Annotated in this window: 12 protein-coding genes; 7 read left to right on the forward strand and 5 right to left on the reverse strand. The window is 70.5% G+C overall.

The window, feature by feature from the left end; all coding sequences use genetic code 11:
* Window positions 1-306: 306 nt before the first annotated feature.
* Both C1A17_RS12490 and C1A17_RS12495 read left to right on the forward strand, forming a co-directional pair.
* Window positions 307-2,121: a S1 family peptidase gene (locus C1A17_RS12490; protein WP_146000637.1), complete on the forward strand. Its 1,815-nt coding sequence runs from the start codon at window positions 307-309 to the stop codon at window positions 2,119-2,121.
* A gap of 756 nt (window positions 2,122-2,877) precedes the next feature.
* Complete coding sequence (locus C1A17_RS12495; RefSeq protein WP_101653281.1) at window positions 2,878-4,593, forward strand: HNH endonuclease; 1,716 nt, start codon at window positions 2,878-2,880, stop codon at window positions 4,591-4,593.
* A 344-nt stretch (window positions 4,594-4,937) separates the two neighbouring features.
* On the opposite strand, the gene C1A17_RS12500 is transcribed toward C1A17_RS12495, so the two are convergent.
* Window positions 4,938-6,086, reverse strand: coding sequence for an SPFH domain-containing protein (locus C1A17_RS12500; protein WP_101653282.1), 1,149 nt, complete (start codon window positions 6,084-6,086; stop codon window positions 4,938-4,940).
* Between the two features lie 221 nt (window positions 6,087-6,307).
* Here C1A17_RS12500 and C1A17_RS12505 point away from each other — a divergent pair, with 221 nt between their 5' ends.
* Together C1A17_RS12505 and C1A17_RS12510 are read left to right on the forward strand one after the other, a co-directional pair.
* On the forward strand, window positions 6,308-7,786 hold the full coding sequence (locus tag C1A17_RS12505) for an NCS2 family permease (protein WP_101653283.1): 1,479 nt from the start codon (window positions 6,308-6,310) through the stop codon (window positions 7,784-7,786).
* Between the two features lie 87 nt (window positions 7,787-7,873).
* Window positions 7,874-9,214: a hemolysin family protein gene (locus C1A17_RS12510; protein ID WP_101653284.1), complete on the forward strand. Its 1,341-nt coding sequence runs from the start codon at window positions 7,874-7,876 to the stop codon at window positions 9,212-9,214.
* 110 nt (window positions 9,215-9,324) lie between these two features.
* Here C1A17_RS12510 and C1A17_RS12515 read toward each other — a convergent pair whose 3' ends face one another.
* Genes C1A17_RS12515 through C1A17_RS12525 form a run of 3 tightly spaced genes read right to left on the reverse strand, consistent with a single transcriptional unit; the run spans window position 9,325 to window position 12,152 of the window.
* A complete protein-coding gene (locus C1A17_RS12515) occupies window positions 9,325-10,260 on the reverse strand; it encodes an alpha/beta fold hydrolase (RefSeq protein ID WP_101653285.1) in 936 nt (311 codons plus the stop codon).
* Complete coding sequence (locus tag C1A17_RS12520; RefSeq protein WP_101653286.1) at window positions 10,257-11,078, reverse strand: SGNH/GDSL hydrolase family protein; 822 nt, start codon at window positions 11,076-11,078, stop codon at window positions 10,257-10,259. Before C1A17_RS12520 ends, C1A17_RS12515 begins: the two co-directional genes overlap by 4 nt.
* Before the next feature lie 24 nt (window positions 11,079-11,102).
* A complete protein-coding gene (locus C1A17_RS12525; protein WP_101653287.1) occupies window positions 11,103-12,152 on the reverse strand; it encodes a ketopantoate reductase family protein in 1,050 nt (349 codons plus the stop codon).
* 28 nt (window positions 12,153-12,180) lie between these two features.
* Here C1A17_RS12525 and C1A17_RS12530 point away from each other — a divergent pair, with 28 nt between their 5' ends.
* The gene (locus C1A17_RS12530; RefSeq protein WP_101653288.1) at window positions 12,181-13,452 is read left to right on the forward strand and encodes an amidohydrolase; all 1,272 of its coding nucleotides are present in this window, start codon (window positions 12,181-12,183) and stop codon (window positions 13,450-13,452) included.
* Window positions 13,449-15,269: a threonine/serine exporter family protein gene (locus C1A17_RS12535; protein WP_101653289.1), complete on the forward strand. Its 1,821-nt coding sequence runs from the start codon at window positions 13,449-13,451 to the stop codon at window positions 15,267-15,269. The genes C1A17_RS12530 and C1A17_RS12535 overlap by 4 nt, the downstream gene beginning before the upstream one ends.
* On the opposite strand, the gene C1A17_RS12540 is transcribed toward C1A17_RS12535, so the two are convergent.
* A complete protein-coding gene (locus tag C1A17_RS12540; RefSeq protein WP_101653290.1) occupies window positions 15,234-15,914 on the reverse strand; it encodes a uracil-DNA glycosylase in 681 nt (226 codons plus the stop codon). The two genes, C1A17_RS12535 and C1A17_RS12540, sit on opposite strands and share 36 nt — an antisense overlap.
* A 171-nt stretch (window positions 15,915-16,085) precedes the next feature.
* Between C1A17_RS12540 and mmsB the strand changes: the two genes are divergently transcribed.
* The gene (mmsB, locus tag C1A17_RS12545) at window positions 16,086-16,982 is read left to right on the forward strand and encodes a 3-hydroxyisobutyrate dehydrogenase (protein WP_101653291.1); all 897 of its coding nucleotides are present in this window, start codon (window positions 16,086-16,088) and stop codon (window positions 16,980-16,982) included.
* Window positions 16,983-17,008 lie beyond the last annotated feature (26 nt).

The following is a 17,008-nucleotide window of genomic DNA, read 5'->3' on the forward strand; positions in this document are numbered from 1 at the left end:
AGATGCAGTTGCACGCTCGCCTCATCTGCCGACACCTGAGCCCGGGTCGGGCTCTGAGCCCGGTCACCGCTCCCCGGCGGAGACGACCGGCGTCGGCCGCCGCGATCCGCATTCCGAAGCGGGTACCCGCGGGTAGTTGAAACGTCGATTCTGTGTTTAGTTCGTTACGTTCACGCAATCATTGGTCGTCAGGTCACGGATCGGTAAAGTCGACCCCGGTTGCCTCCCCGTGCGCACGGCGCTCGCAACCAGTGCTGATCCGTCAGCCGCCTGACCGTTACGGAACGAAGTAGGGAAAGAGACGCAATGAGGAAGAGACTCCTTTCGCGCCCGGCAGCTCTTGCCGCGGCCGCGTCGCTGGGGATGACGGGCGTGCTCGTCACCGTTCCGGCATCGGCCACCGAGACCGCCGAAGAGGCCCCGACCTCGGTCAAGGCGATGAGCAAGCAGGTGCAGGAGTTCGACGACGTCGACGGCATCCAGGCCTACGGCACCGACGGTGACGGCAACGTCGTCGTCGTCACCCTGCCGGAAGAGGACCTCGACGCTGACAGCACCGAAGCGCTCGAGGCATTCGAGGGCGATCACAGCAACGTTGAGGTCATCGAGATCGGCGCGCCGGTCCAGGCCTACGCGCAGAATGAGCTCGTCGGCGGCGCCGGTTACATCACGAGCGAAGGCGGTCTGTGCTCGGTCGGCTTCACCGCCGTGAGCCCCGATGGCAATCCGGCCATCATCACCGCCGGTCACTGTGGTGCCGAAGGTACCCAAACCGGTCGGTCGACGCCGTCCCTGGACACCGCGCACGCCGGCGAGACCAGCCAGCCGCCGCCCCTGGATGACGCGGCGATGGGCACGTTCGGGTTCTCGCAGTTCGGCGGCCCCGGCAGCACCCCCCAGGATGAGCCCACCACCGAGTCGACTGACATCGCTGTCATCGACGTCAGCAATGCGGACCTTGATCTGCTTCCCGCTGTCACCGATTGGTCGACCGCCGGAGACGATGATCTCGCAGCCGGGATCGAGACCGAGATCACCGGCGTCGCCGCCCCGGCCGAAGGTGCCCCGGTCTCGAAGAGCGGTCGCACGACCGGCCTCACCGACGACGACGACCTTGACATCGTCGACGGCTACAGCCGGATCGGACTGCCCGACGGTTCGCTCCGCTGGGTCCGCGGATTCGGCGCCAACGGCCTCGAGGCCGCACCGGGCGACTCCGGTGGCGCCGTCTTCCAAGGCGACAAGGCGATCGGCGTCGTGAGCGGCGGCGCTCCTGCCGAGGAAACCGGCGAGACGGAAGACTTCTTCTGGGGCACCTCGCTCGTCCACGCCCTCGAGTTCACCGACGGCTACGAGGTCATGGTGGCCGAGGACGATTCGGAGCCGACCCCGGATCCCACCCCGTCGGAGACCCCGGATCCCACGCCGTCGGATGATCCCTCCGACGATCCGTCGCAGACCCCGGATCCCACCCCGACGGATGATCCCTCGGACGAGCCGACCGAGGATCCCACCTCGCCGGCTCCGACTGAGGATCCCACCTCGCCGGCACCGACGGACGATCCCACCGACGAGGCCCCGGTCGAGCGTGAGCTCACCATCGATCCGCGTCGCGTGTCCGTCTCGGACTTCGTCAACGAGGATGCCGGCGTGAACATCACGGCCACCGGCTACGCCTCCGGCGAGTCGGTCACCCTCGAGGTGTTCCCGCAGAACGACTCGGTGAATGACTTCACTCTCGAGGGCACCGCTGACGAGAACGGCGTCGTGACCTTCGGTGTCTACGGCACCAACGCCGGCAACGCCGACGTGTACCTCGGCACCTACGACGTGAGCGTCGCCGCCACCGCCGGTGACGACGATGCCGCGAACGCCGGTTCTGAGGCCGCTGGTGCTGCCTACGCCGCCGGCGACGCCGACGAGCCGCTCACCGGTTCGTTCGAGGTCGTCTCCGACGAGGGCGCCGCCCCCGGCGAGGACGAGGACTCCGATGACAACGGCAGCGACCTGCCGCGCACCGGTTCCGAGCTCACCGGACTGGGAGTCGGCGCAGGCCTGCTCGTCGTCGGTGCAGCCGCGGTCTACGTGACCACCCGTCGCGCCAAGAAGGGCCAGGCCTGATCTGAACTGATCACCTGATCCGCGAAGGACCCCGACACTCACCCGTGTCGGGGTCCTTCCCCCGTTCACCCCGCAATTTCCGAAGGTTTCTGAGAACGAATCCTTCGGATTGTGCAATCTCAACTGTGACGGTTGTGCGCTCTCAACTCCGGCGGGAGCGGGCAGGTGTGCCTATGGACCGCTGGGGATTCGGTGTCCGAGGATCAGTGAATCGGGGATATGGGCGCGGGGAGCGCGGATCCGGGAACGCGGGAGCGCCGAGGTGCACTCACGATCCGCGGGCACGAGAGAGACGGACACTCGAATCGCGTCCACTGGAACGCCCGCTGACTGCCTCGCAGTCGCACACGTGCCGGCGGGCGGCTTCTCAGCTGCGCGATCGCCGACTGTCTGGTTCTCAGCTGTCTGTGCCGGCCGTCTGATCGGCAGCAGTGCAGGTGGGGTCGCGCGGACCGCAAGTCTGCAGGGCTCGAGACCCCGGTCGCGGTCGCCCCGTGCTGCCCGCACTTGTCGGTCGTCCGAACCTCAGCCGCGCATGTGCCGATCTCCCGAACCGTGCCGTGCGCGAGCGGCTCGGGGACCGATCCCGGCAGGGTCGGCTCCGGTGCCGATCAGAGCAATGCCGTCTCTGGGGTCGGACCGAACAACGCCGTCACCAGGGCCGCACCGAGCAGTGCCATCACCGGGGCCGAGGTGCCTGACCAGGGAATCCACTCTCGGCAGACCCGTGTCCGTGCCTCCGTATAACGTCGGGGTATGAGAACGACGCAGGGCATCACAACGGTCGACGAGGTCGACCGGATCCGTGATGCGCTGGTCCACTTCGAAGCGCGGTCGGAGACCGAAGCCGTCGCCGCACTCCGGGCGCTCGAAGAGCTCAAGGCCGCCTGCACCGCGGCCCAGGCGCGGGCCGCTTCCGTGCTCGAACGGGAACGGCTCGAATCGGAGTTCCGCCGCGGGGTTCCCGCTTCCTCGCGCGGGAAGGGGCTCGGCGCAGAGATCGGCCTGGCCCGGCGGGAGTCGCCGGCTCGAGGTGCGCGCTTCCTCGGGCTCGCCCGTGCACTCATCCGGGACCTCCCGCACGCCATGGCGGCGGTGGCGTCCGGGGTGCTCTCGGAGGAGAAGGCGCAGGTCCTGCACCGCGAGACGTCCTGGCTTCCCCCGGAGAAGCAGAACGAGGTGGATGAGCGACTGTCCGAGAGGTTCGACCGGATCGGAGTGCGCAGGCTCGCCTCGGAAGCACGCGCCCATGCTCAGCGCCTCGACCAGCAGGCCGCTGTGGAGCATCTGGACCGGTTCGAGAAGGAGCGGCGCGTGAGCGTGCGCCCGGCACCCGGCGGGATGGCTCATCTCACCGCTCTGCTGCCGCTGCGCCAGGCGGTCGCCGCGTATGCGAATCTTCAGCAGGCCGCCGCCGGACTCGTGGGGTCTGGTGAATCCGGCGGGCGTTCGGTCGGTCAGGTCGCGGCCGACCTGCTCGTCGAGCGGGTGACCGGCCAGCAGACCGCAGACGCAGTGCCGGTCGAGGTGCACCTCGTGATGAGCGCGGACACCCTGCTCACCGACGGCGAGGCGCCGGCGTGGATCCGCGGACACGGCCCCGTGCCGGCCGGGGCCGCGCGCCGGATGCTCGCCGATCCCGCAGGGGCGGCATTCCTCCGTCGTCTCTACACCGCCCCCGGAACCGGTGGTCTGGTCGCCATGGATACGCGTCGGCGGGAGTTCACCGGACTTCTGCGTCGCATGATCGAGCTGCGAGACGACACCTGCCGCACCCCCTGGTGCGATGCGCCGATCCGCCACATCGATCATGCGATTCCGCACCGTTCCGGTGGAGCGACGGACTGGACGAACGCCTCGGGTCTGTGCGCGGCGTGCAACTACGCCAAGGAGAACCCGGGGTGGGCGCACCGCGCAGATCCGGAGCGTCTCGTCGTCACCACTCCGACCGGCGGTTCCTACACCGCGGAAACGGCCTCCCTGTGCGGTGGGACGCTCGCCACCGGCCCACCGGACAGCGCGGCTGGCACCCGTGATCCCGCACCTATTCGCAGTGACACTGTCGACGAAGTCGACGGTGCCAGCCCCGATGAGCTCGATTCCACCCCTTGGACCGGCGACGGCTCCGGAGACACCGCTGCCGAGGCCGCGGAGGGCATTCTGCATCCGGTACCCGACGAGCGATGTCGGGCACCCGAGCAACGATGTCCGGCACCCGAATGGAAGCGCCATGCATCCGAACCGGGTCGGGCGGTACCGGGACACAGTTCCGACCAACAGGGAGGTCCTGCGCCGATGCAGGTGGATTCGGGTCGAGCGGTCCGGCTGATCCAGCCGCGCTCGCAGCCGTCGCCGACCGCGCGTCCGTGCTGGGGGAGCGGCCAGGAGAAGGTCCTGCGTGCTCACATCAATGCGGATCGTGTCGATCGGCGACAGCACAGACCGGTAGGGGTGTTCGACCTCGCGATCTGATCAGCGGGTGGGCGGCCCAGCAATCTGGGCGATTTGCCCCGCAGGTCATGGAGGACCGCGCACCGGGTCTGATGGTCGAGCAGTGGCTGGGAAGCTGGTCGGTGCGGAGTGCGTGCGGAATCGATAACCCGCCACGCCCGGCCCACGACCAACGCCTCTCGAACACGACCGCCCGCCTCGAACACGACAGCCCCGCCCGAACACGACCGAGGCCGCCCATCGGTCGAAGGGCGGCCTCGGCGGCAGGCTCCCGGTGATGGGGAGCCATCATCCGGCGGCCAGGGAACCATCATCCGGCAGCCACGGGAACCGTGAGCCGGGAACGACAACCTGTCATCCGGCGGTCACTGGTTCGGCTGCTGCCACGGCGGGCGGGGTGGAATCGCGGGACCGCTGCCCGGCCCACCATGCATTCCCTGCCCCATGCCCTGCTGCCCCTGCAACCGCTGAGCCTCGCGCGCCTGCTGGAGCTCGCGCTGGCGCCGCGCCTGCTCTTGGCGCATCCGCTCCTTCGCCGCCTCCTGGCGCTCCTGGTCCTGCTCCCACTCCTCGGCGCCCTCGCGCGCGTGCTCGACCTCCTGCGCAGCGAGCAGCGAGTTGCGGATCTCCGTCGTCATGTCCCCGATCGTGCCGGGGTTCGACGGGAGGAACAGGACGTTCGAGCGGCCGTTGCGGGCCACGTCCTGCATGGTGTCGAAGTACTGCGTCATGAGGAGCAGCTGCTCGGCGGTGTGCTCGATCCCGGCCCGCTTGAGCATCTCGTACTGCTCGGCGATGCCGATCGCGATCGCCTTCCGCTGCGCGGCGACACCCTCACCCTGGAGGCGCTTGGACTCGGCCTCGGCCTCGGCCTGGGTGACGCGCTTGATCTTGTCGGCCTCGGCGAGCGCCTGGGCGGCGACCCGGTCGCGCTGGGCGGCGTTGATCGAGTTCATCGAATCGCGCACCCGCTGGTCGGGCGAGATGTCGGTGACGAGGGTGTTGATGATGCGGAAGCCGTAGCGGGCCATCGACTCCGACAGCCGTTGCTCGACGCTCGAGGCGATGTCGTCCTTCGACTCGAACGCCGAGTCAAGGGTGAGCGTCGACAGCGAGGAGCGCACGGTGTCGAACACGTAGGAGCGGATCTGCTCCTCCGGGTTGGCCAGCCGGTAATAGGCGTCGACGACGCTCTGCTCGCTCACCACGTACTGCACGGCGACTGGGATGGTGACGAAGACGTTGTCCTTGGTCTTCGTCTCGATGTTGACCTCGAGCTGCTGGACGCGCAGCGAGATCGGCCGCGTGGTGGTCTCGATGAACGGGACCTTGGTGTTGAGGCCCGGCCGAGCGACCTTCTTGAACTTGCCGAAGCGCTCGACGATGACGTTCTCCTGCGTGCGCACGGTGAAGAAGATGCTCGAGCGCAGGCCGCCGAACAGCAGCGCGGCGAGCACGATGAGGATGACGATGATGACGACGGCGGCGATGCCGAGGCCGATGAACGCGTCCATGGATGCCCCTTGATGTCGGTGTCGGTTTCGCCCAGCCTAACGAAGGCACCGGTTCCCGCGCGCCCTGAGCAGGAGGTTGTCACCGGGTCGGAACATCCGTTCCGGAACCGATCACCTATCCTGGGTCGGGTGATCGGCCTGCCCGATCCGCCCCGGTGCGCCCCGGCGTTCCGACACCCGCAGACCACCCGGTCATCCGGCCCAGCGACAAGGCGGCACCCGTGAGCCAGACCCCCGCACGCACCTCCGAGCCCTCCGGAGCGCTCGACCGCTTCTTCCACATCAGTGCGCGCGGCTCCACCGTGGGTCGCGAGATCCGCGGCGGGCTGGCCACCTTCTTCGCGATGTCCTACATCGTCGTGCTCAACCCGCTCATCATCGGTGCCGCCGCGGACAGCACCGGCCTGTTCCTCGGCGGCGGCACCGAGCCCAACCTGCCCGCGGTCGCCGCAGCGACCTCGCTCGTCTCCGGGATCCTCACCATCCTCATGGGCGTTATCGGCAACTTCCCCATGGCGGTGTCCTCGTCGCTCGGCCTGTCGGCCTTCATTACCTACGGCATCGTCGTGCTGCCGGGCATGACCTGGGCCGACGCCATGGGTCTCGTCGTCATCGAGGGGATCATCCTCCTCATCCTCGTCCTCACCGGGTTCCGCACCGCGATCTTCAACGCCGTCCCCGGCCAGCTCAAGACTGCGATCAGCGTGGGCATCGGCCTGTTCATCGCCCTCATCGGGATGATCAACGCCGGCTTCATCTCCCGGGGCTCCGGCGCCGGCCTCGAGCTCGGCACCGGCGGGTTCCTCACCGGGTGGCCGATGCTCGTCTTCCTCGTCTCCCTCCTCGCGCTCTTCGTCATGTGGGCGGCCCGGGTGCGCGGCGCCATCCTCTACTCGATCGTCGGTGCCACCGTCCTCGCCCTCATCCTCGAGGCGGTGTTCCGGATCGGTCCCAAGACCGGCGCCGACGGCGAGGTCGCCAACCCGCAGGGCTGGGGCCTCACCGTCCCCACCCTCGACCAGCAGTGGTTCTCGATGCCCGACCTGTCGCTCATCGGCAGTTTCAACCTCCTGGGCTCGTGGCAGAACGTCGGCGTCATCGCCGCCTCGCTCGCGATCTTCACCCTCCTGCTCGCAAACTTCTTCGACCTGCTCGGCACCATGGTCGGCATCGCGAACGAGGGCGGCATCAAGGATGAGAAGGGCGAGATCCCGCAGTCGCGCCGCATCATGGTCGCCGATGCCTTCGGCGCCATCGGCGGCGGCCTGGGGTCCACCTCGGTGAACTCCGGCTTCGTCGAGTCGACCGTCGGCGTGGGCGACGGCGCGCGCACCGGCCTGGCGAACGTCGTCACCGGCGTGATGTTCCTCGCTACGATCGTCCTCGCCCCGCTCGCCGCGGTGATCCCCACCGAGGCCGCCGCCGCGACCCTCGTGCTCGTCGGCTTCCTCATGATGCAGCAGATCGTGCGCGTCGACTGGTCCGACGTCGAGATCGCGATCCCCGCGTTCATGACCGTCGTCCTCATGCCCTTCTCCTACTCGATCACCAACGGGATCGGCGCGGGCTTCATCACCTACGTCGTCATCAAGCTGTTCCGCGGCAAGGGCGCCGAGGTCCACGCGCTCATGTACGTCACCGCCGCGCTGTTCGTCCTCTACTTCGTGTCCGGCCCCCTCCAGGCGGCGCTGAGCGGCTGAGCGAGCGGGAAGGCCCCCTCGCCCCGGGAGCCGAGGCGCCCGCGCCCACACATCGCCCTCGCCTCCGCCGCCCTCTAGGCTGGTGGCATGGATCCGACTACTGCGGTCAACCTCGGGCTGGTCCTCCTCTTCGTCCTCATCGGCGGTCTGTTCGCCGGCACGGAGATGGCGATCGTCAATCTCCGCGAATCGCAGATCTCCCGGCTCGCGGAATCCGGACCGCGCGGACGGCGCACCGCGGAGATGGTGCGCAATCCCAACCAGTTCCTCTCCGCCGTGCAGATCGGGGTCACGGTCGCCGGCTTCTTCTCCTCGGCATACGGCGCCTCGACGATCGCTCCGGACATCGCGCCCCTCCTCGCCAGTGTCGGCCTCCCCGACGCCGCGGCGTCGACGGTCGCGCTCATCCTCATGACCCTCGTCATCGCCTACCTCTCGCTCGTGCTCGGCGAGCTCGTCCCCAAGCGCCTCGCCATGCAGAACGCCCTCACCGTGGCCCGCGTCGTCGGGCCCCCGCTCGTCGTGTTCGGCAGACTCATGCGCCCGGTCATCTGGCTCCTCTCCGTCTCGACGAACGCTGTCATCCGGCTGCTCGGCGGCGACCCGACCGTCAACCGGGAAGCGGTGTCGACCGAGGAGATCCGGGCCATGGTCTCGAGCTCCGATGAGCTCGACGCCCTCGACCGCAAGGTGCTCCACGATGTCTTCGAAGCCGCCGAGCGCACCGTCGTCGAGGTCATGCGCCCCCGCCCCGACGTCGAGTTCGTCGCCGGGGACGCGACGGTCGCCGAGGTCAGCGCCCAGGTGCGCTCGCTCCAGTACAGCCGCTATCCGGTCACCGGGGAGGACTACGACGACATCCTCGGCTTCCTCCACGTCCGCGACCTGCTCCACGTCGACGACCCGCACGGCACCGCGGCCGCCGAGATCGTCCGCGAGATGCCCGCCCTGCCCGGCACCGTCGAAGTGCTCCCGGCGCTGAGCCGGATGCGCGCGGGCGGCCACCAGATCGCGCTCGTCGTCGACGAGTACGGCGGCACCGACGGCATCGTCACCATGGAGGACCTGCTCGAGGAGCTCGTCGGCGAGATCTACGACGAGTACGACGCCGCGCTCACCGTCGACGACCACGTCTGCAGCGACGGCGAGGTGAGCGAGGTCGACGGCGCGCTCATCCTTCAGGAGGCGAGCCAGCAGACCGGGATCGAACTGCCCGACGAGGGCGGGTACGAGACCGTCGGCGGGCTCGTCATGGCGCTGCTCGGCCGGATCCCCGACACAGGGGACTCCGTCACCCTCGACGAGGCGCTCCTCACCGTGGTCGCGATGGATGACCGGCGGATCGCGCGCGTGCGGGTCGAACCGCGTGATGCTTCCGACCGCATGCCTGACGACGCCCCACGGGACGACGTCCCACCGGCGGTCTGATCCGCGCCGGGGTCATGTGGAGTCGTCGCCCGCGGCGGGGCCGTGCGCCGTTCGGCACCGCGCAGAGGCGGTGCTCGGATTCCGTCTCCGCACCGGACCCGGAATCCGGCTCAGCTGTGCTCGCGGACCATCGCCTCGACGGCGTCGATGAGGTCGGTGAGGCCCGGCTCCTCGAGAGGGAAGTGCCCGCACTCGCGGAGCACCGTTGTGCGGGTGGGCTCGGGCAACCGATCGAGCGTCGCCGTGCTCAGCGCCAGGGGCGTCCACCCGTCGCGCTCGGGATGGATGAGGTGGACGGGCACCGGCACGCTCCGCGCAGCGGGATGGCGATGCGTCATGTACGAGGTGAGGAACTCGAGCGGCACCCAGGCACCCCCGCCCTGCGGGTCCGCGGCGCACAGCCGGCCGAGCGCCGGACTGCGGCCCATCCGGGACAGCCGGGCCACCCACGACACCCGGATCGGGATCCGGCCGAGCGGCCCGCGGACGAGTCCGAGCAGCGGCATGAATCCGAGGCCGAGGCGCCCGAACCGCGTCATCCGCACCCGGGCCGCGCGATCCTGCGGGTCGAGCAGGCAGGTGGCGGCCACTGCGGCCACGGGATCCTGCCCGCCCGCGCGCTGCATGTCCCGGACCGTACGCGCGAGCCGCGCAGCCGCCTCGACCGCGAGCAGTCCGCCGATGCTCCCGCCGAGGAGGAAGACGGGACGGCCGTCGTCCTCGGCGGCGACGAGGTCGACGAGGAGTTCGATCCAGTCCTCGTAGCGCACCCGCGACCGCCTGCGGGTGACCGTGCCGCCGTAGAGCGGCAGGTCGACGGCGGTGATGTCGAGCCCGCGGCCGATGAGCAGGGAGGCGACGGGCCACAGCGCCTCGCCGTGCGCCCCGGCGCCGTGGACCACGAGGAGCCGGGCGCCGGCCTCGGGATCCCGGGCACGGAGCAGCCGGACCCGGTGCCCGCGCCACTCCCACCCGTCGACCTCCGGGGGGACGAGCGCGGCGCGGCGGGCGGACGGGAGGAATGCGGCGTAGGCTGCGAGGCTCATGCGGAGTGCTCGGCGTCCCCGGGTGCGCTCTCCGGCCGGACCCGCACGAGCTCGGGGAGCTTCGGGTGCACGTGGTCGCCCGAGCTCGCCCCGCGCAGCCGGCGGCCCACCCAGGGCGCGAGGTGCCGGCGCACCCACTGAGTCTCCTCGGCGACGACCGCCCGGATCGGCCGGTTGGGACGGTCGGGCATCCGCACCCCGGCGCTCGGCAGGGGAGCGCCCTCGAGAGCGGCGAGCGCCTGGTCGGCGACGAGCTCGTGCCCGGCTGAGCTCAGATGGATCCGATCCGGCGCCCACATCTCCGGGGCGTAGAGGGAGCGCAGGCCCCACATGTCGAGAACGGTGCAGCCGTGGCGCTGGGCGATCGTCCAGAGGTGGGAGTTGTAGATCGCGACCTTGGGGCGGAGCTGCTTGATGAGCGGGCTCGCCTGCTTGGTGTCGAAGCCGTTGCCGAGGAGCACCTCGATCCCGGCCTCGCGGAGTGCGACGACGGCCTCTTCGAAGCGGGCGGCGACGGCGTCGATGTCGGTGTTCGGCCGCATGCAGTCGTTGCCGCCGCCGACGATCGACACGAGATCCGGGGCGAGCTCGATCGCCCGCGGCACCTGCTCGTCGATGATCGCCTCGAGCAGCCGCCCGCGGATCGCGAGGTTCGCGTACCGCAGGTCCTCCGAGCCCACCGGGCTCGTGACGAGCTGCTCGGCGAGCCGGTCGGTCCAGCCGCGGAAGAGGTCGGGGGTGCCGTCGGGGGAGGGGTCCATGAGGCCCTCGGAGAAGGAGTCGCCGATGGCGACGTAGCTCGTGATGCGGTCGATCATGGAGATGATTCTACGTCGCCGCGCTCATCCGTCCGCCGCTGCGAACTCCGCGAAGGCGCGCTCGAGAGCCGCCCGGCGCTCCTCGGCGTCGGCCGGGATCACCCCGCCGAGGTCCGAGTCGGCGGCCAGCGCGCGGCACCACCGCGTGACGAGGGCGCAGCGCGGCGCCTCGGCCCCCACGGTCCGCGCGATCGCGACGATCTCCCCGGTGAGGTAGTCGGTCTCGATCGACCCGGTGCCCCGGGCGAGCGACTGCCACGAGGACGAGCCGAAGGACTCGACCCCGGGGACCGAGCTCATCTGCAGGCGGTCGGCGATCCCGTGCTTCGCCGGGCCGTTCGACAGGTGCTCGATGCCGGCGGCGGCGTAGACCGTCTTCGCCTCGGTGCGCATGGCCCGGGCGAGGTCGCCGATGTCGGCACCCGGCCCGAGGATCGCATCGAGCCCGTTGGCGAGGTTCGACAGGAGCTTCGCCCAGGCGTGGACGGAGATGTCCTCGACCGGGACGAACTCGAACCCGGCGGCGCGGAAGTCCGTCGCGATCGACTCGAGCACGGAACCGGAGCGCGCGGCGGCGGTCACGGGACCGACGAAGAACCCGCCGAGAGCGGGCCGCATCCGCACGACGACCTCGCCGGGCTCGATGTGGAGGGCGGGCAGCCAGATCGTCGTCGAGTACACCTCGGCGAACCACCGCGGGGCGATCCGGGCGGCCTCGACGCCGTTGAGCATGAGGACGAGGGGCAGGTGCTCCCCGGCGGTGCCCACGGGGTTCTCGGAGTCGTCGTGGACGGGCAGGTCCGCCCAGTCCTGGAGTGCGCTGAGTGCCTGGTGGGTCTTCGTGGCGAGGATGAGGACGTCGTGCGTGCCGAGGGCGACCTCGGCGGGTTTCCGGACTACCGTGGGATGTGCTGTGATGGTCCGGTCGGGGGTCCGGAGGCGCACTCCGGAGGTCTCGACGGCGTCCGCGTTCGCCCCGCGGGCGACGAGGACCGCCTCCGTGCCGCTGTCGGCGAGAGCCGCTCCGATGGTTCCGCCGATCGCTCCGGCGCCGATCACGATGTACCTGCTCATACGACAACGCTAGCCAAGGAGAACGCGCATGTACCAGCCCGTCCCGGTCCGCTTCGGCACGACGGTCGCGATCACCGGCGGCACCGTCCTCCCGATCGCGGCGGGCGAGCAGCGGGCCGCCGCGATCGAGAACGGCACCGTCCTCGTGGAGAACGGCCGGATCACCGCCGTCGGTCCGGCGCGGTCGGTGACGATCTCGGACGGCGTGCGCACCGTCGATGCGGGCGGCGGCTGGATCACCCCCGGGCTCCTCGAGTCCCACGGGCATCTGGGCCTCCACGAGGAGGGGGAGTCGGACGCGGACAACGACGTCAACGAGAAGACGAACCCCAACGGCGCGGCCCTGCGCGCGCTCGACGCGATCAATCCCGCCGACGTCGGCTTCCGCGACGCGCTGCGCGGCGGCGTCACCTCTGCGGTGATCAAGCCCGGTTCCGGCAACCCGATCGGCGGGCGCACCGCCGCGATCAAGACCTGGGGGCGGGTCGTCGACGAGATGCTCATCAGCGAGGCGGTGTCGGTCAAGGCCGCTCTCGGCGAGAACCCCAAGAACGTCTACGGCCGGCAGCAGAAGACGCCCTCGGTCCGGATGGGCGTGTCCCGGATCATCCGCGAGGCCTTCGTCGCCGCGCGCAACTACGCCGCGCACAAGGAGGAGGCGCGCGAGCTCGGCGTGATCCACGACGAGGACCTCGCGCTCGAGACCCTGTGCCAGGTGCTGCGCGGCGAGCTCGCCTTCGACCAGCACTGCCACCGGGCCGACGACATCGCCACCGCGATCCGGTTGTCCGAGGAGTTCGGGTACCGCCTCGTCATCAACCACGGCACCGAGGGCCACCTCATCGCCGACTACCTCGCGGAGAAGGGCGTCGACGTCATCGTCGGCCCGCTGCTGACCTCGCGCTCGAAGATCGAGCTCCGCAACCGCGCCATCAGCACTCCCGCGGTGCTCGCCGCAGCCGGGGTGCGGATCGCGCTCACCACCGATCATCCGGTGGTCCCGATCGACCTCCTCATCAACGAGGCGGCGCTGTGCGTGCGGGCCGGGCTCGATCCCGAGACCGCACTCGAGGCGCTCACCATCAATCCTGCGCGCATGCTCGGACTCGACGACCGGGTGGGCTCGCTCGAGCCGGGCAAGGACGGCGACGTCGTCGTGTGGTCCGGGCACCCGCTCGAGCTCGAGTCCCGGACCGCCCACGTCTTCGTCGACGGCCGCGAGGTGTACACCCACGACTGGGAGACCGGAGAGGCGCGGGTCGCCGACCCCTTCGGGACGACCTACATCCACCTGCCGTGATCGACGAGGACGACGACACCCAGGAGATCCCAGTCGTCGCCGAGGAGCCCCCCTCCGGCGACGGCGCGGCCGATCCCGCGGCCACCGGGTCCACCGCGGTCGCACCCGGCCCCACCGGGGAAGGCGATCCCGAGGACTTCGAGGATCCGGGGGAGCAGCCCACGTCCCCGACCCCGGCCGGGGGAGCGACGACGGCGACCCCGACGGCCGATTCGCCGCTCCAGCAGCGCTCCGAGCAGCCGGTCGCCGAACCGCAGGCCGAGGAGTCGGAGGAGGCCGAGGAGCCCGCCGACGACTCCGGCTCCTCCGCCGGTACCGACACCGCGCCCTCATCGACCGCCTCCCGGGCGCGCCGGATCATCGACAAGGCGAAGCCGGTGGGGTCGAGCTCGACGCGGCGGGCGGGCAGGATCGCCCGCAAGGCCGTCGGCAGGATCGTCAGCGACTCCTCGGCATCGACCCAGCCCATCCCGATCATCGCCGCGCTCAAGGGAACGCCGTACCAGGCGCCCGTCGAGTCGACGGCGAAGTCCGAGGACGAGGCGCGGATGATCCTCGACCTCGCCGTCGACATCGGGGCGATCATGCTCCGGGCCGGAGCCGGCTCCGCCGACGTCGAGGTCTCCGTCATCGCGACCTGCACCTCGCTCGGACTCCTCGATGCGGAGGTCGACCTCACCTCGAACTCCCTCACGGTCCACTACGCCAATCCGGACGGGTCCTTCATGACCGTGCTCCGGGTCAACCGCGAGGAGTCGCTCCACTTCGCGAAGCTCGCGTCCGTCCACGCTCTCGTGTCCGACATGGCCGAAGGTCGGACGGACTACCTCGAGGCCCGCGAGCGGATCGACGCGATCCGGCGTCAGCGGCGCCCCTACACCGAAGCCCTCGTCACCCTCGCGCGGGGCATCCTCGCCGGCTGCTTCGTCCTCCTGCTCGGCGGCGGGTACGTCGCCGCCCTGCTCGGCTTCCTCATGGCGGTCGTCAACGACCGCTTCGGCGCCCTGCTCGGTCGGACCGGCATCCCCGTGTTCTTCACCGTCGCGGGGCAGTCGATGTTCACCACCCTCGTCGCGATGGCCGCGTGGACCTTCGACCTCATCGCCGGCCCGCAGTTCCTCGTCGCGAGCGGCATCGTCCTCCTGCTCCCCACGGTCGGGCTCCTCTCCGCCGTCCAGGACTCGCTCACCCGATTCCCCCTCACCGCCGCCAGCCGCACCGTCGAGGTGCTCGTGACGATGGCCGGCATCGTCTCCGGCATCGCGCTCGGGCTGCGCATCGGGCTGCTCGTGGGACTGTCGCCCATCGAGATCGTCGTCGAGCCGACCGGCATGGCGGCGCTCTCGGTCGTGATCTCGCTCCTCGCCGCCTCGGCGGTCTCTGCGGCCGGCGCCGTCGGCCACCAGGCCTCGCGGCGGATCGTCGTGCCCGCCGCGCTCGTCGGCCTCGCGGGCTTCGGGACCATGATGGCGATGTCGATCGCCGGGTTCGGCAACATCATCACCAGCCTCGTGTCCGCGACGGTCGTGGGCTTCCTGTGCCGGCCGATCGCCCTGCGCCGGAGCGCGCCGGCGATCGTCATGCTCCTCCCGGCGATCTTCCCGCTCCTCCAGGGGCTGTCGATCTTCTCCGCGGTCTACGAGATCATCCAGCCCCAGGAGCAGGTGCCGCTGTCGGCCGGCCTGTCCTCGCTGTTCGCCGCGATCATCGCCAACGCCGCGCTCGCCGTTGGGGCGATCTTCGGCGACGTGCTCGCCCGGCCGCTGCGGTCGCCGCGGCGGTCACAGCCGCCAGTCGACCCCGCGCCCGCCGTGTGAGCGCAGCAGCTCGTTCGCACGGCTGAAGGGCCGCGAGCCGAAGAACCCGCGCGACGCCGACAGCGGCGAGGGGTGGGCCGAGGTGATGATCGGCACTCCCTCCAGCCGCGGTGCGAGCGACCGGGCGTCCCGGCCCCACAGGATCGCGACGAGCGGGCCGCCGCGCTCGATGAGCGCCTCGATCGCGCGATCCGTCACCGCCTCCCAGCCCTTGCCGCGGTGGGAGGCCGGGGAGCCCGGCGCCACGGTGAGCGAGCGGTTGAGCAGCATGACGCCCTGCCGGGACCACGGTCGCAGGTCCCCGGACTCCGGTCGCGGGATCCCGAGGTCCGATTCGAGCTCGGTGTAGATGTTCTGCAGCGAGCGCGGGAGCGGCCGCACGTCCGGGGCGACAGCGAACGACAGGCCGATCGGATGCCCGGGGGTGGGGTACGGGTCCTGCCCGACGATGAGCACCTGGACCTCCGCGAGCGGTTCGGCGAAGGCGCGGAACACCTGGTCCCCGGCCGGCAGGTACCGGCGCCCGGCGGCGACCTCGGCACGGAGGAAGTCGCCCATCCGCCGGATGTCGGCGGACACCGGGGCGAGCGCGGCGGCCCAGTCGGGGGCCATGATCTGCGACAGCGGGGGCGGGGAGTCGGCCATGCCCACAGAGTAGTGCCTGTCCCGGCGGCGCGCTCCGGAGCTCCCGGTGCGCCCGGTGCACACCGGGTGTGCACAGCAGGCTCCCGGACGGGAGTGACCGGCTCGGCCGGCGGCGGATATGCTCGGGGGAGAGTTCACTGACGAATTCACCGCTGCGGAAGGACTGACGAGATGGCGACGATCGCCTGGATCGGCCTGGGGAACATGGGCCACCCGATGACTGCGAACCTGGTGAGGGCCGGGCACACCGTGCGCGGCTTCGACCTGTCGGCCCCGGCGCTCGAGGCGGCAGCGGCAGACGGCGTCGTCGCCGTGGGATCCTCGACCGAGGCGCTCGAGGGCGCGGAGATCGCGTTCACCATGCTGCCGCGCGGGGAGCACGCGCTCGCCGCCTACCAGGGGCCCGAGGGGATCTTCGCGAACGCCGCCCCCGGCACCCTGCTCATCGACTGCTCGACGATCGACGTCGCCTCGGCGCGCACCCTCCACGACGAGGCGGCCGCCGCCGGCTTCGAGTTCCTCGATGCTCCCGTGTCCGGCGGCATCGCCGGGGCGCAGAAGGGCACGCTCGCCTTCATGATCGGCGGGGAGTCCGCCGTCGTGGAGAAGGCCCGCCCATTCATCGAGCCGATGGCCGGCAACATCATCGCGACCGGTGAGGCGACGACCGGTCAGGCCGCGAAGATCTGCAACAACCTCATGCTCTTCATCAACATGGTCTCGAGCTCCGAGGCCGCCGTGCTCGCCGACCGGCTGGGCCTCGATCACGAGGTGTTCTACTCGATCGCCACGGTGTCCTCGGGCGACTCGTGGCCGCTGCGCACGTGGTACCCGTACCCCGGCGTCGTCGAGTCCTCGCCGGCGAACCACGACTTCGCACCCACCTTCACCGCGGATCTCGCGAACAAGGACATCCGGCTCGCGCTCGCCGCGGCCGAGGAGACCGATACCCCGCTCGTGCTCGGCTCGATCGTCCAGGAGATGCTCCAGAAGGTGTCCGACGCCGGCGCCGGAGACCGCGACTGCTCGATCGTCAAGAAGCTCGTCGACGGCTCGTTCGAGTCCTGACACCACCCCCCCATACCGCAACCGAA

Source organism: Brevibacterium ihuae (assembly GCF_900184225.1).
In the GTDB taxonomy this organism is placed as follows: Bacteria; Actinomycetota; Actinomycetes; order Actinomycetales; family Brevibacteriaceae; genus Brevibacterium; species Brevibacterium ihuae.